The following is a 25,788-nucleotide window of genomic DNA, read 5'->3' on the forward strand; positions in this document are numbered from 1 at the left end:
CAGCCAAATTTGCTAAAGCACGACGGTGCGCAGTACTGTCCGGCAATCCAGCCGGGCTACGCTCGGCTTGTTGGCGACGGTTACGGGCCGCTACGTACCGATGGACGCCTTACAAAAGGTGACCTTCACTTACTGAATGGCCAGGGCATAGCCACGCTTTCCCGCTACTTGTACGCTGCGCCGCACCTTCTGGCTAATCGAAATCCGAACTGCATGGTCTCCACACGCGCGATTGCTGTTGCATGTGGTTGTCTTGACAGTGGGGGCTTTCAGATCGGGACCGGCAAGCTCCCGCTCACCGTGACGTACATGGACAATACACTCCGTGCCTCCGAGGAGCAGGAGTCTGCACCAGTGATCGATGCGCCAACTTCCGCAATTGGAAGACCCGGGACTGGCTTCTACAGCTTCAGGCAGTGTCTAGAATTTACGTTGAGAAACGCGTTATACTATATCCGCAATCGCGAGCCAGGCCGTACCAAACTGCTGAATGTCATGCAGGGACGATCTAGGAAAGAAGCTCGTGCATGGYGCAACGGGATCAAGCACCTGAATGACCGCGCGCTATTCGGTGATCGAGCTCTTGATGGCTGGGCGTTTGCCGGCGCAACGCGGCTTCACCTTTCCATCACACTTGAGCACCTGGTGGTCCTTCGCGATGAGGGCTACCTGGGAAACGACCTAGGATTCACGTTCTAGGGACCGGCCACCCAGAAGTAGCCTGCGCGCTTACGGCGGTTCAGGACGGCTTGACTGAAACACATGGCGGAGCCGAGCTGACGTTCGATAGCTCAACCCCGTTCCTCATCGCGGGTCGTTACCAGCGAGCTTACGCAGACATCGCGAATTTACCGCGTAAAATCCACCTTACAGCATGCGCTATGCCAGACAACCCGCGTCACATAAGGAGTGACTCACCTTGGCCATGTTCTAGCCCGTTTGCAGATCGGCTTACACTAGGCGACCTGTGTGTAAAAAGTTCCGGCAAGACGTGCTGGGACTCACTGTCTCAGGTTCTTCTTGCCGCGCACAACGTATGGCAGCTGTGTCATGCCATCGCACAGGTCAACCATCGTCTGCGGCTGACAGAGGCAGAGAGCCGTCTGTGGCTCCCTGAAAGGCTCGTCGATCTCACGACCAAAATCCGTGAGGTGCTGCGTAGCGAGAAGCCGATGACGCTGATTCAGCGGTGGGCGGCAGATCTCGATCAACTCGCTGGACGCGGGCGGAACAGCACACTGCTGCCGGAAGATATCGACCGCTGACTGACAGCTGCAGCGACACTTTGCAATTTGCAAAGTCACAAAGGAGCAGATCATGGCTTTTGATACATCCTAGAGTTAATTCGACCCGCTATCGCGTTGCCTCAGAGTGTGAACAAGTACCGTACGCCCTCATCATTTGCTCACACGTTCGTCCATACGCGCTGGAGAAGAGACGCACATCGTCCTTGAACGCTGCCGTGATCGGCACTCGCAAGCTCTTCTTGCGTGACGTCTGCAGCCGCTACTCCAGTAACTCAGTAAATCAAACTGCAATGGAGCACCAACATGCGCAACCGCAACTCTCGCGGCCCGAGCCCTATTGGCCCGTGGACTCCTTTCTACGTCTTGTTCATCTTGTTCATCAACTGGACTGTCTACGGCATAGGCGACTGGGACGTGCTCGGGGCCAAGATCCCACCTGCTCTGTTCGCGGCCGGTGTCGTGTTCGTGCTGCGTGACTTCAGTCAGCAGGAGATCGGCCAGCGCGTCCTCGTGGCTACGTTGTTAGCCGCTGCCGGCAGCTACTTTGTAGCGGGCGGCTGGATTGCCCTCGCCAGCGCGATCGCTTTTGTGATTAGCGAGACGGTGGATCAGATCGTGTTCACGATCCTGCGCAAGCCGCTCAAGGACCGGATCCTCATCTCCTCGGCATGCTCTGTTCCTATCGACAGCTTCGTCTTCTTGCAGCTGATCGAGCGCTTCACTCTCGGCGCATTTCTCATCGCCTGCATTATCAAGATGGTAGCGAGCTTGGCGATCTGGCTCTGGCTCCGGCATCGTGACGCCCCAGACGAAGCGCCTGCTCCCGATGCGGCAGGAGGCACTGTCCCTGGATCTGACGATGCCCCTATCGCTCCACGTCACGAGATCTCCGTAAGGTTCGCTCGCATCGGCTTCCACCGCTGGCCTGATGCACCGCCCCACCGATCTTACCTGTCGGAGCGTCATCGTCACACGTTCCGCTTCAAGGTCTCACTTGAGGTTCGGCATCGTGATCGCGAGGTCGAGTTCCACGATCTCTCAGACTGGCTGCAGAGTCTCTACGGCCCGGGTCCCTTGGAATTTGGCGATCAGAGCTGCGAGACGATCGGGCATGACCTCTACCGGCACATCTCGCAGAGGTATCCTGGAAGGTCCGTTAGGATCGAGGTGTCCGAGGACGGCGAGTACACCTCTGAGGCGACCTACCCGGCGCATGTTACAGCGGAGCCGGTGTCGTGAGAATCCGGATCCTGCCCATCGAGGCTCACCAGCAGCGCTACACGTGCGAGTGGGTGTCAGAGCTTCCGAAGCGGCTGAGGCGAGCGGCCAAGCGTAAGGGCGTGGCGACACAAATTCGCAGCATCAAGGGTACCCTGCTTCGGCAGGGTACCACCCCAGAAACTTTCCTGAACTTCGCCGCCACCAACATCTACAAGGGTACGCAGATCGCTCGGGTGGCCGAGCTCTTCAACAATGGCGAGGTGCAGCCGGGGGATATCTTCGTCGTCCCCGACGCTTGGCACCCCGGAGTGCATCAAATCCGCTACATGAGCGAGCTGCTCGAGGTGCCCGTTGTCATCTTCGGCCTATGGCACGCGGGCTCGTACGATCCGAACGATTTCCTTGCCCGCATCGCTCGCAGGCAGTGGGCGCGCGGCATGGAGCAAGCGCTCTTCGACGCCTACGATCTGAACGTCTTTGCCACGCGCTACCACGTGGAGCTGTTCTGCGACGCTTTCGATCTCTCGCCGGCCCATCCGCGTATTGCGCAGTGCGGCTGGCCCATGGAGTACCTGCCGAACGTGCTGGCGCCATATGCCGGTTTGCCCAAGGAGAACATCGTGCTGTTCCCCCACCGGCTGGCACCGGAGAAGCAGGTGGACATGTTCCGCGATCTCGCAGGCAGCTTTCCGGACTGGCGGTTCATCGTCTGCCAAGAAACGTCGAGGTCCAAGGAGGAGTATCACCGGCTGCTTGCGCAGAGCCGCGTGGTGTTCTCGTGCTCTCTGCAGGAGACACTCGGGATCGGCTGCTACGAGGGGGTGCTCGCCGGTGCCGTACCGGTGGTGCCGGATCGTCTCAGCTATCGAGAGCTCTACCCAGCTGGGTTCCGTTACCCGTCCGAATGGACCCTCAACGAGGATGCCTATCGCAGGAACAAGCCGGCGCTTGTTGCGCACCTTCGCGAGGTGCTGACACGCGCTGAGCAGGGTGGCTTTGAGCTCGAAGGCTGCCGACAGCAGCTGACGCCGTTCTTCTCGGGTGATGAGCTGTACGCGAAGGTGCTCGAGGGGCTCTGAGCGCCCCTCGCCCACCCATCCAGCCAGCCGCAGAGGCCTGTTGGTCAAAGGCGCTCTGCGGTTGGGAGCGCATCGAACGCAACTCGGCCTTCCGATCTGCGAAGGCACCGGTCCCAACGATTGGAGACTTACGCGTGAAATATCGCAGCACGAAGACCTATGGCCACGACGTCGGCCTGTCCTGCTGCTTTCGGCAGTGGCGGTCAGCTTCGCATTGCAGGTTCCTCCACGGCTACGCGCTCGCCGTGCACCTGGAGTTCGAAGCCGACGACCTTGATGCACGCAGCTGGGTCATGGATTTCGGCAGCCTCAAACCCGTGAGGCGCTGGCTGGAGCAAACCTTCGATCACAAAACGCTGGTCGCTGCGGACGATCCGCTGCTAGCCGAGCTGCGAGCAATGGACGAGATTGGCCTGGTCCAGCTCGTCGTTCTCCCGCACGTGAGCTGTGAGGCGTTTGCCGAGCACATCTTCGCTTGGGTCAGCGACTGGTTGGCCGAGCAGAGCCTCAGCCCGCGAATCCGCCTCGCCGAGGTTCATGTTCGCGAGCACGGCGCAAACGCGGCGAAAGTGCTGGCCTAGCGCCGCAGAGAGCCTTTACGCGCCTTCGGTTGGCGCGGTGCCGGACCTTGCCCTTTGCCGCACAACGGACATTCGGCTTTGCGCCCAACTTGGTCATTCGGCAGCCTTCAGTAGCTACTCCGAAGCGGACATCATCTCAGCCTTGACCACAGGTTCGGGTAGGGACGATTCTGAACCGCTGCATCATGGCAACCGACCGCCCCCTCTATGAACAAGATCAGGCCATGTCGCAGCCGCTGTCGTGTGCGGCGCAAGCGAGGTTTTGCTGAGGTCGACAGGTGCCTCGTTCTAGTGGCAAACCTGGAAATTATCGCAGCCGACTCGGTTGTCGTCCCGCCGGTCTGTTAGTTCGACCGAGCGCTTGCTGGTCAACGAGCGATCAGGCCGCCTTCGACAAACTGCTACGTTCGCTTACGGGCGCGAATAACATGTTGAGCCCCTCCGCCAAGGTAGGGTGGGCCAAGATGCCGTCGCGCAAGGCAGTGTAGGGTAGGCCGCCGAGCATCGCCATCTGCACCGTCGCCATGACCTCGCCGGCCTGGGCACCCAGCATCGCGAAGCCCAGGATGCGGTCGTCATCGCCCACCAGCGCCTTCATGAAGCCCGTCCTCGCCGAGAGCGTGCGAGCCCGCGGGACGGCATCCATCGCGAGCCGCGCCACGCGATACGGTACTCCAGCCCGCGCGGCCTCGCGCTCGCTCAGGCCCACCCGACCCAACTCGGGCTCGAGGAATACGCTGTAGGGCACGAGCCGATCCTTGGTCGTGCGGTCCCCACCCACGATGCCGCTCTTGGCCACCCGATAGTCGTCGAGCGCGACATGCGTAAACATCGGGCTGCCGGCGACCTCGCCGAGTGCCCAGATGCCTGGCGCACTTGTAGCCAGTCGGTCATCGACCAAGATGAACCCGCGCGCGTCGAGCGTCACGCCGGCGATGTCGAGGCCGATGTCCCTCGTCATCGGGTCCCGGCCGGCCGCCACTAGCACGTGCGATCCGGTGAAGCTCTGTCCATCTTCCAGACGCACCATGACGCTCTCGCCAGAGCGGCCTGTGACCTCGGCGATGCGGGCGTCCAGGGCCAGTTTGATGCCGTCGGCCGAGAACAGATCCTGGATCGCGGACGCGACGTCGGCATCCTCGCGCGTAGCGAGCTGTCGCCCATGTTCGATGATGGTCACCTCGGCCCCGAGATGCCGGAAGGCCTGTGCCAACTCCATCCCGATGTAGCCGCCGCCGATTACCAACAGGCGCTCGGGCACCACGTCGAGCTTCAATGCCTCGACGTGAGTGAGCGGGGCCGCCTCCCGCAGACCGGGCACGGGCGGGATGGCGGCGCGCGTGCCGAGGTTCAGGTATATGCGGTCCCCTGTGAGCCGGCGCGTGCCTCCCTCAGCGGCGACCTCGATCACCCTGGGCTCGATGAACCGCCCCCAGCCTAGCGCGAGCTCGAACCCGCTCGCGGCGAACGCCTTGGCGTTGACCTCGACCATGCCGGCGACGACCTCCGCGGTGCGCGCGGCCACACGACCCATGTCGACGGTCGGCGCCTCGGGCAGTACGACCCCGAACTCCTCGGCGCGCCAGAACAGGTCCGCAACCTGCGCGCTCCGGACCAGCGCCTTGGTCGGGATGCAGGCGATGTTGATGCAGGAGCCGCCGATCATCCCGGCCTCGACGACCGCGACGCGCTTGCCGGTCTTGGCCTGATCCATCGCCAGCGTCTTGCCGGCCTTGCCTCCGCCCAGGATCAGGATGTCGTAGCGTTCGACCGCGCCAATTGTAGCCTCCCTCAGTGACTGATTGGCTTCAGATCCCCGAGCACGGTCGGGATCAGCTCCGACACGGTCGGATGGATCGGCACAGCCCATTGCACGGTCTGAGCGCTCGCCCCGGCGTTGATCATGTCGAGGATGCCGTGCACCGCCTCGTCGCCCCCGGTGCCGAGGATCGCCGCGCCCAGGATCGCCTGGCTCTCGGCATCGACCAGCACCTTCATGAAGCCCTTGGTCTCGCCCTTCTCCACGGCTCGGCCGACGCGGGTCATCGGCCGGGTGCCGATTAGCGCAGGACGGCCGCTCGCGCGGACCTCCGCCTCGCTCATCCCGACCCGGCCGAGAGGCGGATCGATGTATAGGGCGTAACCGGGGATCCGGTCGCTCACCCTGCGGCTCGCGCCGTCAAGGAGGTTCGCGGCTACGATCTCGAAGTCGTTGTAGGCGGTGTGGGTGAAGGCGCCGCGTCCGTTGCAGTCGCCGAGCGCGTAGACCCCCGGAACGCTGGTCTGAAGGCCGTCGTTCACCGTGATGAAGCCGCGCGCGTCCGTGACGATGCCGGCCGCCTCCAGACCGAGGTCGTCGGTGTTAGGCCGACGGCCCACCGCCAGCAGCACGTGCGAACCGACCACCTCCGGCTCGCCGTCGGTGCAGTTCACCCCGACAGCGACCCCGTCGGCGTGGGGCGCGAACCGGATGCACTCGGCGTTCAGCCGCAGGGCGATGCCCTCGTCGCGCAGGATGGCGGCGACCGCCTCGGAGATGTCCGGGTCCTCGCGCCCGATCAGACGCGGTCCCATCTCCACGACGGTGACCTCACTGCCGAAGCGGCGGTAGGCCTGGGCGAATTCCAGCCCGATGTAGCTGCCGCCGACCACGACGAGGTGTTCGGGCACCGTGTCGAGCTGGAGTAGCGTGGTGTTGGTCAGGAACGGGACCGCATCGATGCCCGGCATGGCAGGTACGTGCGCGCGGCCGCCGACGTTGATGAAGATGCGGTCGGCTTCCAGCACCTCGTCGCCGACCGCCACTGCATGCCCGGATACGAACCGGGCCTGTCCGTTGAGGACGGTGCAGCCCTCCATGCCGCGCAGCCACCCCTCGACACCGGCCCGCGCCTTGGTGGAGACGCCCTGCTGGCGTGCGGCCACCGCCCTGGCGTCGATGCCCACCGTTCCCTGGAGGACAACCCCATATTCGGCGGCGCGCCGGGCGAGGTGGGCGGCGTAGGCGCTCGCCACGAGGGTCTTGGTCGGCATGCAGCCGGTGTTCACGCAGGTGCCGCCAAAGAGTTTGCGCTCGATGACGGCCACCCGCTGGCCTGCGGCGGTGAGGCGCCCGGCCAGCGGCGGCCCGGCCTGCCCGGCACCGATCACGATGGCGTCGAAGCGGCTGCACATCACAGCGCTCCCAGGACCAGGGCGCCGCCCAAGATGGCGACGGCGTCCTCGATGAGGGCGGCGGGTCGGTCCTTGCCGAAGGACGCCGCCAGACGCCCGCGGACCGCGGCGCCGCCATAGGTCCCGATAACGGCGCCGACGACGCCGGCCACGAGGCCGCCAACCAATTGGCCGGAGGGGATGCCGACCGCCGCCCCGGAGAGCGCGCCGGTGAGGAGCCGAGGGGCGAACTGCATCGGTACTTTCCGGCTCGGGGTGCTCGGCAGCTGGTCGGTGACGAACTCGACCAGCGCCAGGGCCGTGAACACGTAGGGCGTGAAGCGATAGCCCAGGAAGGCAAGCCAGGACCCGTCGAGGTTCAGCCAGCCCAGCGCCGCCGCCCAGCTGACGATGGCCGGAGCCGTCAGGGCGCGCAGGCCGGCGATCACGCCGACGAGCAGCGCGAGAAGAAGCATCGTCATGATCGCTGTTTCCTTGCTTCGAATTTCGAGGGCCGGCGCCGTGTCCGACTGTCGTTCGACGAGGGCGTGATGCAGCGGCCCTAATCGAGGGAGACCCGGCCGCGTCGGCTTCTCACGTGCGATCGTGCATGCCGAGGTAGTCGATCTTACCGAGGGGAACGCCGAGGTGGCGCAGGATGTCGTAGGCGGTGGTGACGTGGAAGAAGAAGTTCGGCAGCGCGAAGGTGAGGAGATACGCGTCTCCTGAGAGCGTCGCCTTAAGCGCTCCGCCGCCGAACGTGATCTGCCGTGCCTCGCTGTCCTCCAGAGCCTCGGTAGGGACCGTCTCCAGGTAGGACACCGTGCGCGCGCATCGCGCGCGAAGGTGGTCGAGGGTCGCCTCCTCGTCGGCGAAGGAGGGCCCGGACCCGCCCGAGAGGCGCACGGCCGCTAACTTGGCCGTGTCGCTCGCCCGCTGCACCTGCCCGGAGAGGGGGAACATGTCGGGGGCGAGGCGGGTCGCCACCATGGTTGCGGGATCGAGGCCGCTCGCCCGGGCATGAGCTTCGCCCTTCGCGAGCAGGTCCGACAGCACCCCGAGCCCCCGCGTGAAGACAGGAATCGAGGCTTGGTACATCGAGAGAGACATCGCTCTGTTCTCCGCTGTCAGAACCGTCGAATGCAGCATCGACAGCGCCGTATGCAATTATCACGCACCATTCTGAGGACGGACGACCGCATTGAGCCGTCGTTCCAGCGTCAGTCTTCGGGTCGAAGCAGAGCCGGCGGAACGACCGTGTCGATGGTTCCCTTGGCTACATCGTACACGAGGCCGGAGACCATGAACCCACCGGGAAGATTCGGGTTGGCCTTGAGCGCGGCCACGTCGACGGCGACGGCCTCGTAGGGGTCGGTCACCGCGACTGCCTCAAGCCCGCTCCTCGACACGCCCATGTGCTTGGCCAGCATGTCAGGCGCGTGATGATAGCACCCGATGATACCGCAATCAGTGTGGTGCAGGACGATCAGGTTCCAGCCGGTGCCGACCTCTTGGCCGCCCGCCCGAGACACGACCCGCAGGAGCGCCAGGGTTTCAAGCAGCGCCGGGCTCACACGGCCACCCACGTTGCGGATGATGGCGGCCTCGCCCGGCTTGAGCTTGAGGATGTCCATCGGGTCGACCCGAGGGTCGACGCAGCCGATGATCATCGTCCGGCAGGACGGCATCATCTTCATGCCGGCCGAGAAGCCGGTCTCGGCGAAGTCGGCGTTGCGCTTTAGCAGCGTGTCGAGAAAGTCCATGGTCGCCTCCTGAGATCTACGGCTTTGCGGTCGGTCAGGCGTGCTTGGGCAGGCGAGTGGACATCATCGCCTGCACAGCCTTCGGGTCGGCCATGAAGGCCTGATGGATGCCGCGGGACTGGGCGCCGGCGACGATCTCGTCGTTCGTGCCGGCCTGCACCGCGTCGAGCGCGTCGGAGGCGACCTCGGCCGGCGACATCCGCGGCTCGGGCAGCTTGGCCCCCAGAGGCGTTTCAGTTTGAACCGCCAAGACGCCGACGACCTGCGTGCCCTGCGCGCCGAGCTCGGCGCGGATGCTGCGGGTGAGCGACAGGGTCGCCGCCTTGGAGGCGGAATAGGTCGCCGCCAGCGGCAGGCTGACCAGCGCCAACATCGACAGCATATTCAGCACGGCGCCACCGCCGGACGCCGCCAGCGCCGGCGCGAAGGCGCGAGTTAGCGCCAGCGTGCCGAAGTAGTTCACCTCCATCTCCCGCCGTGCGTCCTCGATGTCGGGGGCGGAGATCGAGCCCTGGAAGGCTGCGAATCCGGCGTTGTTGATGAGCAGCGTCACGTCCTTCGCCACGCCGGCGGCGGCGGCGACTTGGTCGGGGTCGGTGACGTCGAGGGGCAGCGGCACGAGGCGGCGGTCGCCGTCACGGACCAGTGTCCTGAGCGAAGCGGTGTCGCGTGCCGCCACGTAGACCTTGGCCGCGCCGCGCTTCAGCAAGTCGGCGACGAAGGCGCGCCCGATGCCGCCATTCGCGCCCGTGACCAGGACGACAGAACCGGAGATGTCCATGACCGTGAATCCTTCATGCGGATTGGGGATGAGGGAGGCCGCGGACATCCGGAGGCGGGTCCGCGCCGGTGGATGTCAGTGGGCGTTGAGCTTGTCCGCGTGCAGGCGGGCGAACTCGCCGACGGTCATGGAGCGCCGGCCGGTCAGCCTCTCGACGTTGTCGTCGGCACCGGACATGTGGCCGTTCTGGTAGTCCACCATGGCGCCGCTCAGGTGCTGCACGATGTAGGCGGGCACGCCCATCTCCGTGATGGAGGCGGCGTATTCGTCGACCGGCAGGTCTTGGAAGACGATCTTGCGGCCGAGCGCCTCGGACAGCTCTGCGGCCATCTGCTCATGGTCCATCTCAACAGGACCGGAGATCGGGATGGTGGTGCCGATGTGCCCTTCCGGGTCCTTCAGAAGCACGGCGATGACGCGGCCCTGATCGTCGGCGGCGATGGGCGAGTGGCGGCCCTTGCCGACCGGCATGCGCAGGACGCCCTGCTGGAGGTAGGGGAGCTGCCAGGGGTAGAGCAGCCACTCCAAGAAGTAGGTCGGCCTCAGGTGGATGACGTGCAGGCCCGACCAGTTGAAAACCTCCTCGGCGATGAAGGTGTCGCGGCACGAGTTGCTGGAGGACTCACGGTTGGCCGAGCGCTGCGAGAGGTTGACGACGGTCTTGACGCCCGTCTCCTTCGCGGCCTGGGCGAAGTTCACCGTGGCGTTGATCAGGCCGGGTTGGACCGGCCACACGAAGTAGGCCGCCTCGACACCGTTCATCGCGTCGCGGACGGTGTTGATCTCCAAGAGGTCGCCGACCACTACCTCGGCGCCCAGCGCCTCCAGGGCCGCCGCGCGGTCATCCCTGCTGTGCACCATCGCGCGGACGTCGAGTCCGAGAGCGATGGCTTCCCGGACGGCGGCACGGCCGGTGTCGCCTGTCGCACCTGTGATGAGCACCTTCTTGGACATGACGAAAGCTCCTTCGGAAAGGGGGTTGACACGATCATCGAAGTTATTTGGGTTAGTGGGCGCGGTGACTTTATTCGCGCTGGACTTTGCTGGATTAGGCGCCGCTGCCTGGCGCCTCCGTTTCGATGTGTTGGTTATCGGCCGCGGGCGGCTGGGCCGGTAGCCGCTGTTTTCGGCTAATATCTATCTCGCCCCAGCATCAATCACCGGGGTCCGGCGACCGCGGGCCTGAGGCACCGGGCGGTCGCCGGACGTTGTCACCGCCGGCTGGCGGCCAGGGGGTATTCGAGCACGAACTTCGAGAGGTTCGCCCTGATGAACTCCTCGATGGTCACGAGCGGTTGTCCGATGATCTCCCTGCCGATGGTGTCGGTACCCGCGAGCAGGCCTTCCTGCTGGTCGATGGTGACCGCCTCGAAGTGCCGCCGCATGGCCTGGGCGTCCTGGAGGCCGAAAAGCTCCAGGAACGTCGACACAGTGACGTGCTCGTAGGGCATGTCCTTGCCCAGCACGCGGCTCACCTCGGCCGCGAGCTCCTCGTGGCTGTATTCCACCGGCCCATGCAGGGCGATGGCCTGCCCGAGGTAGGGCCCCGGGTTGTCGATGATGCCGGCGACGATGCGGGCGATGTCGCTGCCCGCGATGGGGGCGAAGCGGCTGTCCTTGTCGTAGGGCATCACGTAGCGCCCGTAGCGGATCTGCGGCGCGATGTAGAGCAGCCACTCGGCGAAGAAGGTGATCCGCAGGTGCACGGAAGGCACACCGGACCAGGTGAAGATCTGCTCGGACAGCCAGTGGTTCTGGCTCGCCTTGCTGCGTGCGGCCGGGCGCGCCTGCTTGTGGGACATGTTGACGATGACTTCGAGGTTTTGCTCCTTCGCCGCCTGCGCAAAGATGACAGCGGCCTCGACCAGCCCTTCCTCCAGCGGATAGACGAAGTAGGCACGCCGCACGCCGTCCATGGCGAGCCGGATGTCGCGCAGGCTCCTCATGTCGCCGAGCACCACCTCGGCGCCAAGGTCGCGCAGGCGCTGGGCCCGCTCGTCGTCCTTGCGTACCAGCGCACGGACGCTGAGGCCTTTTTCGAGCAGTCGTTCGACGGTGGGACGCCCGGTGTCACCCGAGGCGCCGGTTACGAGAACGGTGGTCATGATGATCTCCTTCAGACATGAGGGCGCGCACGGCGAATACAGGTGCCGGTCTGCGTTTTGAGCAGTGATTGGAGAAAACCACTTGCCGCCGGGATTGGCCGGGGCGGCACCGACCTTCTAATCCGGCATACGTCGCCGGGCTGGGTTGGAAGATCCTATCTACCGCCTCTGCTCGGTAGTCGCTGAATTCCGCTATGTTCTATGCTGGCCCGGCATTAGTATCCGGCCGGGCGAGAGCCGGGGACGTCCGGGAATCGTGTTCCGGTCAGGAGTTGATCCGTGAAGGATCTTCTGAGCCTCAAGCTCTACGCGCGCGTCGCCCGCCTCGGCAGTTTCTCGGCGGCCGCGCGCGAATGCGACCTCGCGCAGTCGCAGGTATCCCGGATGATCGCCGAGCTTGAGGCGGGACTGGGTGCGCGCCTCCTCGCTCGGACCACGCGAGCGGTCACGCCGACGGAGGCCGGGCAGAGATTCCTCGCTCAAATCGAGCCGATACTCGCCGCCCTGGAGGACGCCGAGAACAGCGTGCGCGAGACCGGTGAGTTACGCGGATTGCTCCGAGTCGGGATGCCGTCGACGCTGGCCATCAGCATCGTCATCCCGAGCTTGCCGGCGTTCGCGGAAGTACATCCCCACCTTCGCATCGAGGTCATGCTCGACGACCGGAACCAGGACATGGTCAAGGAGGCGGTCGACGTCGGCATCCGCGTGGGCCGGCTCCCGGACGCCACCGGGACGACGAAGCTGATCGGAAAGATGCGGCGCGTCGCCGTCGCGTCTCCAACCTACCTCGCGCGCCATGGCACCCCGCAGGTACCCGCCGACATCGAGAAGCATCGCATCGTGGCCGGCCCGGCGGCGATGCAGGCCTCGTCCTGGCAATTTCAGCGCGACGGCGAGACGGTGCAGGTTGCCGTTCAACCCCACATCTCGACCAACGACACGGCAGGAGCCGTTGCGGCGGCGGCCAGCGGTCTGGGGATCACCTCATCGACGTCGTGGGGGTGTCGACGCGAGTTGAACCAAGGGGCGCTCGTGAACCTGCTTCCGGACTGGGAAATGGCGGAGCTTCCGGTCCACGCCTACTTTCCGATGGGTCGCGCGACCCGCATGGCCGCGCGCGCTTTCGTCGACTTCATCACTGAGAAATTGCGTGACAACTGAGGGTGCGGTCACCTGCACGCCCTATGATCTACATCCAAATCGACTATCGAGCGGCATCTTCAACAGCTTATGCTACCGGGTTGGGTCGCAAGCCAAATGTCCTTTATCCCGTCTTACTCAGTTCGCAGCGGACGTGCTGCTTCCGGCCAGGAGTTGCCGAAGTTGGGCCACTGGACCGCCTGGAATGGCACCCTCTGACTTTCTACAACGCCGATCTTCTTCCCTCTCGGATTGGCGTGGCTGCGGACGTGGATGCAGCGACGTCCCTGAGCCATAGGGCCGCGAGGACGCAGCAGCCTACCTGCCGGCGCGTCCCAGTGTATTCGGTGATGACGCCGCAGCTGGCTGTCGTCCCATGATGCTCAGGTAAAAATCGAATTTCGCGTCTGKCATAAAATAGATGGGAACAAGAGTTCACATCAAGGACCAGACAACATGGAAACTACCATCAAAGAAATACGATCCGCGCTCATCCCGGAGCTCACATATTGGGAGCGGAGGAACATCCGTTACCTGTTTCCGGGAATGGCCGAGCAACGCACGCGTGTGATGAAAGCAATTGGTTGGAGGCACGACAAGTACGAGCGAATGGAAGCCTGCGGCACGATGGACGAGAACGGACATAACATGCGGCTATGCGGTGTACCGTTGTGCCCGCGCTGTTTCATGGTGAAGCGTGGCAAAGAAACAGGTAAGGCCATCAAGAAGTACTTCGCAGGAGCCACCAATGACGACATGGCATTCCTCACGCTACTGGTGCCGCCTACGTTGGATCTTGGCACGGTAGATCCATGCATGGATGAAACCGAGACGAGCGTCCGCAACATGATCCGCTATAAGCGGAAGTCAGACAACCGCTGGAACTCCGTGCACTACACGGGCTGGTGGGAGATGGACCGGCACGACTGGCAGGACGCCGAGACCAAGCTGGGTCGGAATAAGAAGCTCGCGCTGCAGGCGGAATGGCCGCAGTTCGCCTACCGTTACGATCAAACGGTGTGGCAGCCACACCTACATGCGCTGGTGCACCTGGGCGATGTGACCCGCGAGGAGTTCGCCAAAGCGCTCCGATCTAAGGGCTACAGCAGGCCATATCAGGTGAACGTCACGGAGTTCCACCAGCACAAGCCTGTAGCTGAGAACATTAAGACGCTGGTGCGGTACTCCATGAAGTTTCGAATCGAGGCGAACTACAAGATGTCCACTGCGCAGCTGGCATGGAATGGCACGGCCATGTCATTACAGAGGAGCTAGTGGAAGGACAAGGACATCACCGCGTATGTGGATTGGTCGATGTCGAAAAGAGGTGGGTTTGAGAGATTGAAGACTCGTACGGGTTCTAAGAAGGATTAGCTTTCACAACTTTTACATACATGATACTAACTGTTTTCCCGACGGCCATAGCCGGACATCCGAAGTGATTTTTGACGTTTAGGCGAATTAGCGCCGACGTTCCGGCGTTCTGAACCGGGCTGCTTGCGAGGGCTGTGCGAGCCTTGCCACGAGCGGCGAGCAGAGTTGCAGTCCGAGACGATGCAGCACTAAATCGCCTCGTCATTCGGTCGACCGCGTACTATCTCGCGGTGCAAAAAAGTTTAGGCCGGCATCAATATTTTCTACTCAGGCGCTAAGCGCATGGCTTGTTCGGTTTCTGCATCGTTTATTGCGCTCAGGGAGATGCAGAATATCTGATCTCGGGTGGCGGAACCGCAATATGGTGCGTTGCGAAATGCGCAAACCGCAGCGCACGAATCTGTGGTTCAATCCACGCATCGGTTGGTTACCCGGACCGATCTCACGGGAGACGATCCATGCGCGCCCTTCAGCTTCTCGCCCTCGCTGCTCTCGCCTCCACCGCTACGGTGGGTGTCGCGATGGYCGAGGACCGTATCAACCTCACCCCGCCGCTCTTCCGCGAGCAGGCCCGTTCTACGGCGGCGGTGCGTCCGGCTTCCGAGCTGACCACCACACTGCGTCCAGTCCCCGCGGCCCAGGCTCAGCCCAGCGACGTTGTCGAGACGACGGGATCCGTTCGGTAACTGCTATCTGCAGCTCGACCGCTGAGGTGAGAGTAAGAGCCCCGGACCCGCGCCGGGGCTTTCTCATGCTCAGCCCTATGTGGGCAGGAGCTTGCCCGCAGCACCATGGTACGGTGCGAAGTGGGCATGTTCCCACCCCGCCGCGCCAGCACGTTATGCGGCTTCAGCCACGCGGGTTGTGAGCGCCAGACGTTCTTCGCGCTGCCGCTGCTTGGTGGCTCTAATAGCCTCGATGCGCTTACGCTTGTGCTCGTCGCTCTGGGCTACTCCCGTGCGTGCCGCTCGGATTGCCTCTTTGTGAGCCTCAGACAGCGGCTTGCCTCGCTTGGCAGCCCCAATCTTAGCCTCGCCGCACCGATTTCCCGTTCGTCCTTTGCAAGTGGGCTGCCGAACGCCCGCCAAGCAGATAATATTGACGCGGCCAGCGTGAGTTCAGCAGTGTTTCCGAGAAGGGGCCGAGGAGGCCCAATCTCGAAAGGAACTCACATGAAGAACTCCGAACAGTGGCTCAGGCTCGCCATTAAGGTCGCCCAATCCTACGAAGATGGTACACGAAGCCCACGAACCGACAACATCGACCGCAGCATCATGGCACAATGCGTGAAGGTGCTGCTCGCCGGGCGCCCTCTCAGCCAAAAACAGCGCGATAGCTTTGTTGAGAGTGTGCGCCTCCGGGTGGGCGGCCAATACCTGACTCGAGAGTTTCCCGAAACAGCGATGCTCACTGCACGGCAGCGCCAAACAGCGCTGAAGAACGATGGCAACATCCTGACTGACCTAATCGCCTGTTTCCCTCAGGCGTTTGACACCGACGCTCTGGCATGTGGCACCGGTCGGTCGAACACCCGCGGCATTGCAGGTGGCACGTCATCGGCTCGTGACCAGGACGTACACAGCTCGTATCCAACACGTAACGCGGATGCAGCCAGCTTGTTGCCAAGTTGTGGCAAATGGAGCGGAAACTTCAACGGCGCAAGTAGTTTAGCATTCTCTACGGAACGAAACTTAACGGAACGGAACGACACAGAACGGATGGCTGAGATGGACCTCCGGTCCACTCGTCGGTCGTTGGGTCTTGCTCCGCGTGTTCCAGTGATTAGTCCTGCGGACGAGGTGGCGCTCGCCACGCCACCTGAACACCCTGGCTCGCCTGCCGGCTCGCCAGTAGTGAGTGAGCTTCGCTCAGCCAAAGATGTGGCAGCCCATTTAAGCTCGAGAGAAAGAAGGGCCGCGCCGAGCACGGCCGCGGCTCGGGAGCCGGAAGCCGAGCACCCGCAGGACGCGACTTGGCCGTGGTTCCCCGGTGCCGACTGCCAGTTCGAGGAGAGTAAGGCGGAGCCGGCTGACAAGGAGCACCAGGAGGCAACCTGGACTGGGAGCGGGGCGGAGCCGGCAAGAAGCTTCGCGGACGAGATCACGCCAGGCATTGATGCATTTAATGGCCTCAAGCTGGAAGCTTCGCTGTGGGTTAACGGCGGCAAGCTGTCGGGTGAGATTAAGGCCAACGGCGAGACGTACCACGTCAATTTCTTGAGCTATACACGATGCGAAGAACTCATGGGCCGCAGTCACTGCGCCAGCGAAAATCCAATCAACCACGCCTGGCTGACTCACCACATTTGGCAGAATCTTGGGCGAGGCTACCGGGACCGCCAATCCCCGATCATGGGAAAAGCTGACTACGCTGAGCGCTTCGCGGTGAGCGGTTTGTACGGCAATCGCAGGTGTGAAGGGCGGCCGGTCCCGCGCGTGATGGCTCGTGCATGCTGGGAGGGTGAGCAACTGACAGCTGTCGAGGTGTATAACGGTGTGGAACTTTTCCGCCGGGAAATGAGGCCTTTCCGCAGCAACAACCCGATGGCGCCGGCTTACAAGCATGCATAGGCCTGCCTGTTAATCCTTGCAGCGCCACCCGAAAATCTTCGGTTGAACGGCAGGATAGCGGCATTACCGTCCCGGACATGAGAGCTGATCGAGCTCACATGTAAGGAGATGCAGATGTCCGTGCTCAAGACGCTCAAGTTGAGTACTGCCGCGCCCGCCGCGTCGGCCAATGATCCTCTCTCCCGCGCGCGCGAGAAGCTGCTGGGTCAGCTGACCGAGCAGAAAAACATGGCGAGCGCCGCCCTTGAGGGTCGGCTGTACGAGCCGCCGAAGGTGGCGGCGATCCGCAAGAATGCTGAAGGCGAGCGCGTGCGGGTGGAGGTGGCTCGCCGTGTGCGCAAGGGCTGGTTCCAGGATGAGGCCGGCACGGTCCACTTCATCATGCGGGTCGGCGGCCGCCCTCTAGATCTTCAGCCCGGAAAGGCCGCGATCAGCATCGGCAGCCTCGACAAGCTGCCCGGCGTCGTCGACGCGCTGATCACCGCAGTGCGCGCCGGTGAGCTGGATCCTCAAATCAAGGAAGCCGCAGCGGCTCGTGGGCTGATGATGGCGGAGCGTCGGAAGAAGGCCGCCTGAGCGCGCCACCGGCAAACGACCAGGCCAGCATGTGCCTGGTCGTCCCCACCTTCCGAGGATGACCAGCGGCAGCGCTGCTCGTTTGCAGGTGACCGGCTTGGCTACCCCAATTTCTCTTCAGGAGAATTCATATGAGCCGCGAAACGATCAAGGATCGCTACCTGCGAACATTGGGGTACATCGTCACGGAGAACAACGGACGGCGTAAGGCGCTGGACGCCGCGCAGAGAACGCTCGGCTACTACTACCCAGGTCAGAACGTGACCAAGGATGCGGGCCAGCGCACGATCGCGCACGGCAACGTGCTGGCCTGTCTCATCTACGACGCCGACTGAGTGTAGGAGAGGTGCTCGCAGCTCTCCGGGTCCTGCAGCTGTCAGCAAGGGCCTGGGATGCCCCAGCACAAGCGTCTTGAGTTCCCGGGCTCACAGGGGAGCTGCCGGGGCTGGGCAGCAGCACTGATGCCCCACAGGACATTCGCTGGAGCTTTCACAGGCAGTAGCCCAACTCCGAAGCCTCAGTGCGCATACAGCACCGTGCGGCTATCTGGAGGCACAAGCCACTGAACACCACGCTCAGGCACATTCCAAGTCGCCTTGAATAGCATCAAAGCATCGTTGCTCTTCTGGACGTCCTTCCGCTGCGCTTCGACCGCGCTGAATAGCACCCAGAGTTTCTGCAGTCGGCCGCCGCTTCGTACCGAAACTGCGACGATGGGCAGATCGGGATGGTCCTCAAGCCACCGCGCTATCTCACCGGCTAACGCTCCGACCACCTCGAGACTGAGCTTGCCTTGTGCGAGGCGACCGATGCTCTCCGTTGCCGCCTTTTCATCGATCAGCCGGATGCCCGTGCTCATGCGTATCGATCTCGCTCAGCCTTTATCGCGGTAGTGAGGCCGAGTAACGCTGGGGCCGCCTACGCTGGGCGCTTTTCAGCGCTGCCCGCGTACATACGGTCCCGGCCAACAGCCTGACAGCCCCCGTGCCGCGATCAGCGCCTCGCGGGCACCCGGCGAGAGCTGGTCCAGCGGCTTGCCGACGAGAGGCATCATAGGGAGCTGGGGCAAGCCGAGAGGTGCGCTCGTCGCCGGTGTAATGCAATCGCCCTCGCTCTGCTGCGGACTGGATAGCTTGCAAGGGCCATCCCCAAATGCCTGGAACTGCATGATGCCGGTCCGCGTTGCAGCCCCAGCCCGAACAGCCAAGGTAAGTGGTATGAGCAGCAACGAAGGAACACGCTTGGTCAGCGGCCCCAGCCTTTTTCAGGCAAGCCTCGGATTCGGCCTGTCGTTAGTGACGTTGGTGGGCTGCGTCGTTGGGCTCGGAATGGTCGCTTAATCCACACATGCAGGGAAACATGTGCCGCGCTCGTCTAGGGCTATGTGCTCAATCGCTCCGCTTTTGACGCGACGGCAGGTTCGCTCCTTCAACAGCGAGCAAACCTGTCGCTTGTCCTGGGTGGCGTAGGAGGGAAGGCGTTAGTGGAAGACGCCAAACAACCAGAGCAGCAGAATGATCGGTAGCGGAATGCCGAGCAGCCAGAGTAGCCCACCTCTAAACATCGCTTCTCCTTATCCTCAGCTTCAGGGAAGCTCGCCAGCCCAGTTAGCTGGCGAGCATCGGCTGGCTACTTGCCCTTCAGCGTATCCTTGATACCTCCAACGGCGTTCTGAACCTTGCCTCTCACCTGATCCATCATGCCTTCACTGCGCAGCTTGTCATCACCGGTGAGCTTGCCTGCACCTTCTTTGACTTTGCCGCCCATGTTGGTGGCCGACCCTTCGACTCGATCCTTGTCCATCGCTTCCTCCAGAATATTTTAAGCCACTTATACTGCGCTCGACGCAGCGAAACGCTCAGCCTAACCCGACAGTTCCGATTATTCGGCCGCGGAACGGAAACGTATACCGAACCGTTGCATGGCCTTCGGATCGCGGAGGTGTGCCATGAAACGCGTTGCGCTTGTGATCGCGGCTACAACACTGATCGGCTCGGCCGCTCTTGCTGCTGAAGGAGGGGCCGCCGTCGGGGCTGCTACTGGTGCCGCCGTGGGCGGGCCGGTCGGTGCAGCGGTTGGCGCAGGTGTCGGGCACGCGGCGACTGGCCCGGATCGCGACACTGTCGTCGAGCGCCGGGGCGGCTGCTCGCATACAACTGTCCACAAGGAGAATGAGCTCGGTGACTCGAAGACGGTGCGAAGAGAAAACTGTGACTAAGCTTTCCTGTAGAGCCGCTCGTTAGCGATCACCGGCCCGCTGTCTCGGGTCGGTGTCTATGCTGTCGGGCCTCGGCGGTTATGTGTTGGTTCAGGTGGCTGTTCGTGCATGTTGGAGTTCATTCTCGGTGATCTGTCCAGCCTGATCGCTGCGCACGGTCTCTGGATCGTGGCGCTGGTGATCGGGCTGGAGAGCATGGGTCTGCCGCTCCCCGGTGAGACCTGCCTCGTCACTGCCTCAATCTACGCTGGAGCAACTGGCAATCTCACGCTCGTCAGCGTCATCGCAGCCGCGACTGCAGGCGCTGTCATCGGAGATAGTCTCGGCTTCTGGCTCGGCCGGAGCATCGGACAGCGCGTGCTGATCCGCCACGGACCTCGTGTCGGGATTACGCCAGATAAGATTAAGCTAGGACAATACCTCTTCCTGCGGCACGGCGGAAAAGTCGTATTCTTCGGCCGCTTCGTCGCGGTGCTACGTGTTTTGGCGGCGCTCTTAGCTGGCGCAAACCAGATGGCGTGGCCACGATTTTTCCTGTTCAACGCGACAGGCGGCGTCGTCTGGGCGACCGTGTTCGGTTGCGGGGCTTACTTCTTCGGTTCACGCATCGAATCTCTTACGGGGCCAGCAGGCATCATTATGCTGGCAGTCGCCGCTGCCGGCTTTATCTGGTTGGTGATGCTGATGCGCAAACACGAAGCAAGATGGATGGAAGCGGCTGAGCGGGCATTCCCTGGCGAGATCTGCTTTGGAAAAACTCAGCAGTCTACCTGTAAGTAGTGGTCGACGGCCTTGGTGTTATCCAAAACAACGACATGGCCCTCTCTCGTTATTGGTCTTCTTTCCGAAACGTTATGTCAAAATTGACGAGGGGGCTCAATGGCTGCGCGTCGGTCTCGCTGTCATGTGCATCGGGCGATACGGTAAGAGGGCCTCGCCGGCTGTCCCTCGCGACTATGCTTTGAGAACACGGCTGCCGCTCCTGACGAGTTCCTCATTTCAGGAGCCTATCGAGCCAGACACTCTGACGGTCAAATCGGCGAGGTCTGTTACGAACGCAGGCCGTTTGAGCAGTTCAACGCTGATCCATGGTACAAGGATGAGCGGCAGCGTTTTCTATAGCTGGGCCTCCGCCACGCGGAGCGCTTGCCACTGTCGTGAGTTCGCCGAGGACGGGATGCAAGCCGCCAACCAACCCGAAGCTCAGCCTGGCACGCCACGAGTGCTCCCACCCTCCACGCCTGGTCCATCTGGTCTCGGAACCACGGCTGTTCTCGTGCTCGTGGTCGCGGTGCTGCACTTCGGCCGCGAGATCTTCATCCCGATCGCCCTGGCCGTCCTGCTGGGCTTTCTCCTCGCCCCAGCTGTCCGCTTCCTGCGTCGCTTCATAGGGCGTATCCTGGCGGTGCTCGTCACCGTCTTTGTCGCTCTCGGCCTCCTTGCGGCCGTGGCCGGGGTGATCGGCCTCCAAGTCGCTCAGCTCGCGACGGATCTGCCCTACTATCAGCGAGCTATCGAGCAGAAGGTGCTGGGCTTGCAGGAGGGCGCTCTCGGCCGCGTCTCTGAAGTGCTGAACCAGCTCAATCGCGGTGCCCAAACCCGCACAGAGCAGCCCAGCAAGCCCGCAGATGAGCCAGAAAGCGGCAGTAACGCCACGCCGACACAAGAGGCTCCGAAGCCGGTCCCTGTCGAGGTCCGGGAGCCTCCTCCAACGCCCATGGCGCTCACCGAACGCCTCATCGGTCCTCTGCTCCAGCCTCTCGCCACGACCGTCATCATCCTGGTCGTGCTGATCTTCATCCTTATGCAGCGCCAGGATCTGCGCGACCGCATGATCCGCCTCTTCGGGTCAGACGACTTGCACCGCACCACGGCCGCGTTGGATGATGCGGCACGGCGGTTGAGCCGCTACTTCCTGGCACAGCTCGGGATCAACATCGCCTTCGGTGTGCTGATTGGATCTGGGCTCTGGCTGATCGGTGTACCGAGCCCCGTTCTGTGGGGTGTCGTCGCCGCGATCATGCGCTTCGTGCCCTACGTCGGTGCGTTCGCCTCAGCGGCAGGCCCGATCCTGCTGGCGGCTGCTGCAGAGCCAGGCTGGTCGATGGCATTGTGGACGGCGGCCCTGTTCCTCGTGACTGAGCCAGTGATCGGCAACGGTGTCGAGCCGCTCCTCTACGGCCACAGCACAGGCATGTCGCCGATCGCCGTGGTGATCTCGGCCCTGTTCTGGGCCTGGGTGTGGGGCCCTGTTGGGCTGCTCATGTCGACGCCGCTGACCCTGTGCTTGGTCGTTCTCGGGAAGCACATCGAGCACCTCGAGTTCCTGGACGTCCTCCTCGGCGACCGTCCAGCCCTTACGCCCGTCGAGAACTTCTATCAGCGCATGCTGGCGGGGGACGCCGATGAGGCTGAGGAGCACGCGGAGCAACTGCTCAAGGAGCGCTCGCTGTCGTCATACTACGACGAAGTGGCGCTGAAAGGGCTGCAGATGGCCGCCGATGATGCGCGACGTGGCGTACTCAAGCCAGACCAGATCCTATTGATCAAAGAGACTGTCCGTGAACTGATCGAGGACCTGGACGATCATGAGGACAGCGACCCCGATCCAAAGCAGTCGGAACGGCAGGCTTCGGCGGATATTCCCTCCCAATCCGAGCAAGCACTGCCGGAGAGTCGGACTGTCACGGATCGAGCGCCCGAGCCGCAGGAACTTCCGCCGCTCTGGCGTGGTCAAGCTCCGGTTTTGTGTATTGCCGGACGGGGGCCGCTCGACGAAGCCGCTGCTGCCATGATGGCGCAACTCCTCAAGAAGCATGGCGTTGGCGCGCGCGTTCTTTCGCACACCGTCACGAAGCGCAGCCGGATCGGAGAGCTTGAGATGCAGGGGGTGGCGATGATCTGCGTCTCCTATCTGGACATCAACGGCACCCCGTCGCACCTACGGTATCTGCTGCGGCGCCTGCGCCAGCGCGCAGGCGAAATTCCGGTCCTGGTTGGCCTGTGGCCGTCGACCGATGCCGTGCTGAGGGATGAAACGCTGCGCAACCAGATCGGCGCGGACCACTACGTGGCCACGCTGCATGCAGGCGTTGAGGCGTGTTTGTCAGTTGCGCGAGAAGCGGCACGGCAGTCGAGCCCGCGTGCGGAGAGAATCCGTGAGCTTAAAGCCCAACTCAACATCCCTACGAAGCCAAAAGAATGAAAGTTTTGATCCAAGCCGACTCTTGGCGTGGGGCTTTCATTTGAGGAGACGATTGGACCAAAGCAGACACTTGTTACCACCCACCTTCGATCCGCTGCGGAAGGCAGAGGTTTTTGCTTTTGGGCAGTCAAGTGAAACAACTTCGGCTGCTGCCTGTCGCAAACGCGAATGCGCAAGTCTCACGGGCCTTATCCAAACCTGCCCAGCTTGCCGCTCCGCCTTCGAAACCGGTCCATGATCCTCAATGCCCTCGCGCTCAAGCTGAAGAGAGTAGCCCGTGGCGATTTCTGAATCCGGCACTTTGAGGCCGAGCTGATCATCCAAGGCGCGTCCTGGTACCTGCGCTCTGTGTCTGGGTATCGGACACGTTCATCATTGATCTGATCTGCTCTGGTCGCGCGACCTCGTTAGGCCGCATCGTGGCTTGCCGCAGATACTCGGTGCTTGCGCGAACCGACGTATGCGTAAGTTGCCGCTTTTTCGGGACCGCTGCCACCGCCGAGCCCGACAAACGCACCGGCGAATACAAGACGGGCCCGACTCTCCGCGTCAGGATCGGATATTCCGCGAGCGCCTGACGGAAATAACCTCGCGAGCACTGCGCTTTAATCGTGCAAATCTGGCCGACACCGTAGCCTAACGCTCGCAAAAGCCTTGGCGGCCGCTGACTTGCACGGGCCGCCCGCAGGATGTTCGTCGAGCTGCAAAGGGACAACGCCGCTAATCTTGGGCCCGTTTACCTCGACGCTAAGGGGGAGCAGCGCCCATGCGCGAGATGATGATCCTCGTCACGGGCTACTCGGTGGCGACGCGAGCGGCCCTGGCGGGTCGGGTAGAGCAGCCGGAGTGACACAGCGCCGTAGCGCTGGCTAAAATCTTCCGATTCCCCCAGATGGAGTATTGATTGCTGTATCCTGGTATGCGAATACAGCATTAGTTCACGGGCTGGCGTATCTTTGCCGTCCAGGATCGTACAAATGCATACCGTATTTCCAGTCGACCCGCGCCAACGGGGCGCGATTACCCATAATCGCGCCATAGCTGTTGCTAACATACGATGGTTTCGTGCGATGGCGTGGCGTGCCCTGCGTGATGGTGGCCCACAAGGTGTGCAGCGCGCAGCCAATGCTCGGGCGGCGGCCCGCATCGTATTGCGTCAGGCAAGGCGGGACACCCTGGTCAATCGGCTGGTGACCGACGCCTTGGCGGTTGGCGGATAGCTAATCGGGCAGCAGCGCGGGCTCGGGCTGCTGCCGGCCTATGTGGCGGGTGCTCATCGAGTAGACGGTGCCGCCGGGTGAGACCGTGCAGGCCGGATCTGTCAACGTTGACAGATCCGGCCTGAGCTTGCGCCTCAGTTCTTGAAGATCCGCACCTCGCCCTGTGCCGGCTCCTCGCGCAGGTCGGTGCACCACTGCTGCTCTCCGACCGCCTTCACCTCGGCGTAGCGCCGCGCCAGCTCGTCCTTGAAGGCGGCGTTCGCCCGCTTGGGACCGAGCACCTTGGTGGCCACGTCTCGTGCGGTTTGGGAGATCCGCAGCGCCGTCGCGCCGTCGATCGCGTAGTGCTCGCCGCAGAACGCGGTGATCGCCGATTGCGCGCTGGAGGCCTGGAGCAGGGCCAGCGCCTGCTCCTCCTGGGTCTGCGCGCAGGCGGACGCGGCGTGCGCACTGACGGCAAGGGCAACAGCTACGGGGGCGCGGTGGCGCACGGCAAATCTCTAGCGACCAGCACTCGTACAGCGCTGTATCTGCCGGCGGCAAGATCCGAAAACAGCGTACGGCAGGGCGGCAATTAGAGCCGCATCCGCACTAGTTGAAACAGTCAGGCGCTGACACGGCCTAATGTGATGCCTTTCTACTCACGCGCGTCCCGCGCTGCCTGAGTGTTCTTGGTCGCCTGAGAAACGCTGCCAACCTTGGAAGGCTGCACGATTTTGCGGGTACGCTCGTTCTCGATCCGTGTCATGCCTGCACGACTGGTTCGATACGCAGGTGCACGATGACTGCGCGCGGCATTCTTCAGCCCAATAGCGCGGCGTGCGGCGTCCTTTAGTGCATCCCGCGCAGCGACCGCGCGTCGCCGGGTTACCTCGCCGTTTACCCGCTTTAAGGCGCTGGCGAAGACCTGCTTCCTGCGTCCAGGCTTATCGGCATTGCCTGGGAAACTACCGCCCCGTTGCTCGCCCTTGCCGCGAATGCTCCGCCGCAGATCTCGCGCGAACGTACGCTCCTTTGCGCGGAGATCGCGGATGCGTCGTTGAGCATCCGACAAGGCGTCATCGGAAATGCTGTGAAGTGCGGGATGATGGGTCTGCGCGAGCATTTCGAACTCTTCGTGCGTTATGAGCGCCCGCTCGGCTTTGATCGACAGTGACATGGGGCTACGACATCCTCATCAACGCGCGTTCGCGCTTGAGTGGGATGAATAGATTTAGGCACCACCGCTGAATGTCACGTGCGGTCTATTAGGCCGTCGTCGCAACTCGCTCGGGCATCACTCTAACTGGGCTCATCTCACAGGAGCTGCGGCTAATTTCTCGGCCGCAGCTTGGACCCACCGGCGAAGTGCATCGGCAAGGCAAGGCTGACGAGTGTAGCGAACGCGCCGACGAGGAGGGCACCATCAGGAATGACAACACCGCCGAGCAGAACGAGGCGGGACGAGGGGGACATGGTGATCTCAATGAGATGGGCGGCGACTTCCCTCGTTGACGGAGATCTATGCTCAAGCTTTACGGCTCGATGTGCTGCGGGACACGCGTAGCAACGT

Annotated in this window: 22 protein-coding genes and 1 pseudogene; 11 read left to right on the top strand and 12 right to left on the bottom strand. The window is 62.9% G+C overall.

All coding sequences use genetic code 11. The features are described from left to right. Window positions 1-1,550: 1,550 nt before the first annotated feature. The 3 genes from ACXJL8_RS00100 (at window position 1,551) to ACXJL8_RS00110 (ending at window position 4,128) form a co-directional block, all read left to right on the top strand. The gene (locus ACXJL8_RS00100; RefSeq protein ID WP_456684416.1) at window positions 1,551-2,486 is read left to right on the top strand and encodes a VUT family protein; all 936 of its coding nucleotides are present in this window, start codon (window positions 1,551-1,553) and stop codon (window positions 2,484-2,486) included. Continuing rightward, the gene (locus ACXJL8_RS00105) at window positions 2,483-3,547 is read left to right on the top strand and encodes a hypothetical protein (RefSeq protein WP_456684417.1); all 1,065 of its coding nucleotides are present in this window, start codon (window positions 2,483-2,485) and stop codon (window positions 3,545-3,547) included. The genes ACXJL8_RS00100 and ACXJL8_RS00105 overlap by 4 nt, the downstream gene beginning before the upstream one ends. A gap of 134 nt (window positions 3,548-3,681) precedes the next feature. Beyond that, window positions 3,682-4,128, top strand: a complete 447-nt coding sequence (locus tag ACXJL8_RS00110) for a 6-pyruvoyl trahydropterin synthase family protein (protein WP_456684418.1) — start codon at window positions 3,682-3,684, stop codon at window positions 4,126-4,128. A 379-nt stretch (window positions 4,129-4,507) separates the two neighbouring features. Here ACXJL8_RS00110 and ACXJL8_RS00115 read toward each other — a convergent pair whose 3' ends face one another. The 8 genes from ACXJL8_RS00115 to ACXJL8_RS00150 all read right to left on the bottom strand — a co-directional run bounded on the left by ACXJL8_RS00115 (window position 4,508) and on the right by ACXJL8_RS00150 (window position 11,930). Continuing rightward, window positions 4,508-5,998, bottom strand: coding sequence for an FAD-dependent oxidoreductase (locus ACXJL8_RS00115; protein WP_456684419.1), 1,491 nt, complete (start codon window positions 5,996-5,998; stop codon window positions 4,508-4,510). Continuing rightward, on the bottom strand, window positions 5,920-7,302 hold the full coding sequence (locus ACXJL8_RS00120; RefSeq protein WP_456684420.1) for an FAD-containing oxidoreductase: 1,383 nt from the start codon (window positions 7,300-7,302) through the stop codon (window positions 5,920-5,922). The genes ACXJL8_RS00115 and ACXJL8_RS00120 overlap by 79 nt, the downstream gene beginning before the upstream one ends. Next, a complete protein-coding gene (locus tag ACXJL8_RS00125) occupies window positions 7,302-7,763 on the bottom strand; it encodes a DUF4126 domain-containing protein (protein WP_456684421.1) in 462 nt (153 codons plus the stop codon). Before ACXJL8_RS00125 ends, ACXJL8_RS00120 begins: the two co-directional genes overlap by 1 nt. A 112-nt stretch (window positions 7,764-7,875) precedes the next feature. After that, a complete protein-coding gene (locus tag ACXJL8_RS00130) occupies window positions 7,876-8,391 on the bottom strand; it encodes a DUF1993 domain-containing protein (protein WP_456684457.1) in 516 nt (171 codons plus the stop codon). A 110-nt stretch (window positions 8,392-8,501) separates the two neighbouring features. Next, the gene (locus ACXJL8_RS00135; protein WP_456684422.1) at window positions 8,502-9,044 is read right to left on the bottom strand and encodes a carbonic anhydrase; all 543 of its coding nucleotides are present in this window, start codon (window positions 9,042-9,044) and stop codon (window positions 8,502-8,504) included. A 34-nt stretch (window positions 9,045-9,078) separates the two neighbouring features. Continuing rightward, the gene (locus tag ACXJL8_RS00140; RefSeq protein WP_456684423.1) at window positions 9,079-9,873 is read right to left on the bottom strand and encodes an SDR family oxidoreductase; all 795 of its coding nucleotides are present in this window, start codon (window positions 9,871-9,873) and stop codon (window positions 9,079-9,081) included. 27 nt (window positions 9,874-9,900) lie between these two features. Beyond that, window positions 9,901-10,779: an NmrA family NAD(P)-binding protein gene (locus ACXJL8_RS00145; RefSeq protein ID WP_456684424.1), complete on the bottom strand. Its 879-nt coding sequence runs from the start codon at window positions 10,777-10,779 to the stop codon at window positions 9,901-9,903. Window positions 10,780-11,036: 257 nt separating this feature from the next. Next, window positions 11,037-11,930 carry an NmrA family NAD(P)-binding protein gene (locus tag ACXJL8_RS00150; RefSeq protein ID WP_456684425.1) on the bottom strand — a complete coding sequence of 298 codons (894 nt, stop codon included), beginning with the start codon at window positions 11,928-11,930 and terminating at the stop codon, window positions 11,037-11,039. Window positions 11,931-12,209: 279 nt separating this feature from the next. On the opposite strand from ACXJL8_RS00150, the gene ACXJL8_RS00155 reads away from it, so the two are divergent. From ACXJL8_RS00155 to ACXJL8_RS00175, 5 genes are all read left to right on the top strand, one after another. After that, on the top strand, window positions 12,210-13,094 hold the full coding sequence (locus ACXJL8_RS00155) for a LysR family transcriptional regulator (RefSeq protein ID WP_456684426.1): 885 nt from the start codon (window positions 12,210-12,212) through the stop codon (window positions 13,092-13,094). Window positions 13,095-13,529: 435 nt separating this feature from the next. Further along, on the top strand, window positions 13,530-14,348 hold the full coding sequence (locus ACXJL8_RS00160; RefSeq protein ID WP_456684427.1) for a hypothetical protein: 819 nt from the start codon (window positions 13,530-13,532) through the stop codon (window positions 14,346-14,348). Between the two features lie 1,271 nt (window positions 14,349-15,619). Next, window positions 15,620-17,017, top strand: coding sequence for a hypothetical protein (locus ACXJL8_RS00165; protein ID WP_456684428.1), 1,398 nt, complete (start codon window positions 15,620-15,622; stop codon window positions 17,015-17,017). A gap of 114 nt (window positions 17,018-17,131) precedes the next feature. Continuing rightward, on the top strand, window positions 17,132-17,593 hold the full coding sequence (locus ACXJL8_RS00170; protein WP_456684429.1) for a DUF6641 family protein: 462 nt from the start codon (window positions 17,132-17,134) through the stop codon (window positions 17,591-17,593). A 131-nt stretch (window positions 17,594-17,724) separates the two neighbouring features. Further along, window positions 17,725-17,928 (top strand): hypothetical protein, encoded by a 204-nt coding sequence (locus tag ACXJL8_RS00175; RefSeq protein WP_456684430.1) that lies wholly within the window; start codon window positions 17,725-17,727, stop codon window positions 17,926-17,928. A gap of 182 nt (window positions 17,929-18,110) precedes the next feature. Here ACXJL8_RS00175 and ACXJL8_RS00180 read toward each other — a convergent pair whose 3' ends face one another. Both ACXJL8_RS00180 and ACXJL8_RS00185 read right to left on the bottom strand, forming a co-directional pair. Then, the gene (locus tag ACXJL8_RS00180; protein ID WP_456684431.1) at window positions 18,111-18,452 is read right to left on the bottom strand and encodes a hypothetical protein; all 342 of its coding nucleotides are present in this window, start codon (window positions 18,450-18,452) and stop codon (window positions 18,111-18,113) included. Window positions 18,453-19,222: 770 nt separating this feature from the next. Next, on the bottom strand, window positions 19,223-19,396 hold the full coding sequence (locus ACXJL8_RS00185; protein ID WP_456684432.1) for a CsbD family protein: 174 nt from the start codon (window positions 19,394-19,396) through the stop codon (window positions 19,223-19,225). A gap of 523 nt (window positions 19,397-19,919) precedes the next feature. On the opposite strand from ACXJL8_RS00185, the gene ACXJL8_RS00190 reads away from it, so the two are divergent. The 3 genes and pseudogenes from ACXJL8_RS00190 to ACXJL8_RS00200 all read left to right on the top strand — a co-directional run. After that, entirely contained in the window at window positions 19,920-20,591 is a 672-nt protein-coding gene (locus ACXJL8_RS00190) for a DedA family protein (protein ID WP_456684433.1), read from the top strand. 397 nt (window positions 20,592-20,988) lie between these two features. After that, a complete protein-coding gene (locus tag ACXJL8_RS00195) occupies window positions 20,989-23,016 on the top strand; it encodes an AI-2E family transporter (protein ID WP_456684434.1) in 2,028 nt (675 codons plus the stop codon). Window positions 23,017-23,250: 234 nt separating this feature from the next. After that, a pseudogene (locus tag ACXJL8_RS00200) lies at window positions 23,251-23,379 on the top strand (IS6 family transposase); the annotation flags it as partial. Window positions 23,380-24,370: 991 nt separating this feature from the next. On the opposite strand, the gene ACXJL8_RS00205 reads toward ACXJL8_RS00200, so the two are convergent. Together ACXJL8_RS00205 and ACXJL8_RS00210 are read right to left on the bottom strand one after the other, a co-directional pair. Then, window positions 24,371-24,727 (bottom strand): hypothetical protein, encoded by a 357-nt coding sequence (locus tag ACXJL8_RS00205; RefSeq protein WP_456684435.1) that lies wholly within the window; start codon window positions 24,725-24,727, stop codon window positions 24,371-24,373. A gap of 146 nt (window positions 24,728-24,873) precedes the next feature. Then, a complete protein-coding gene (locus tag ACXJL8_RS00210) occupies window positions 24,874-25,395 on the bottom strand; it encodes a hypothetical protein (RefSeq protein ID WP_456684436.1) in 522 nt (173 codons plus the stop codon). Window positions 25,396-25,788 lie beyond the last annotated feature (393 nt).

This window comes from Bradyrhizobium sp. P5_C11_2 (assembly GCF_054049755.1).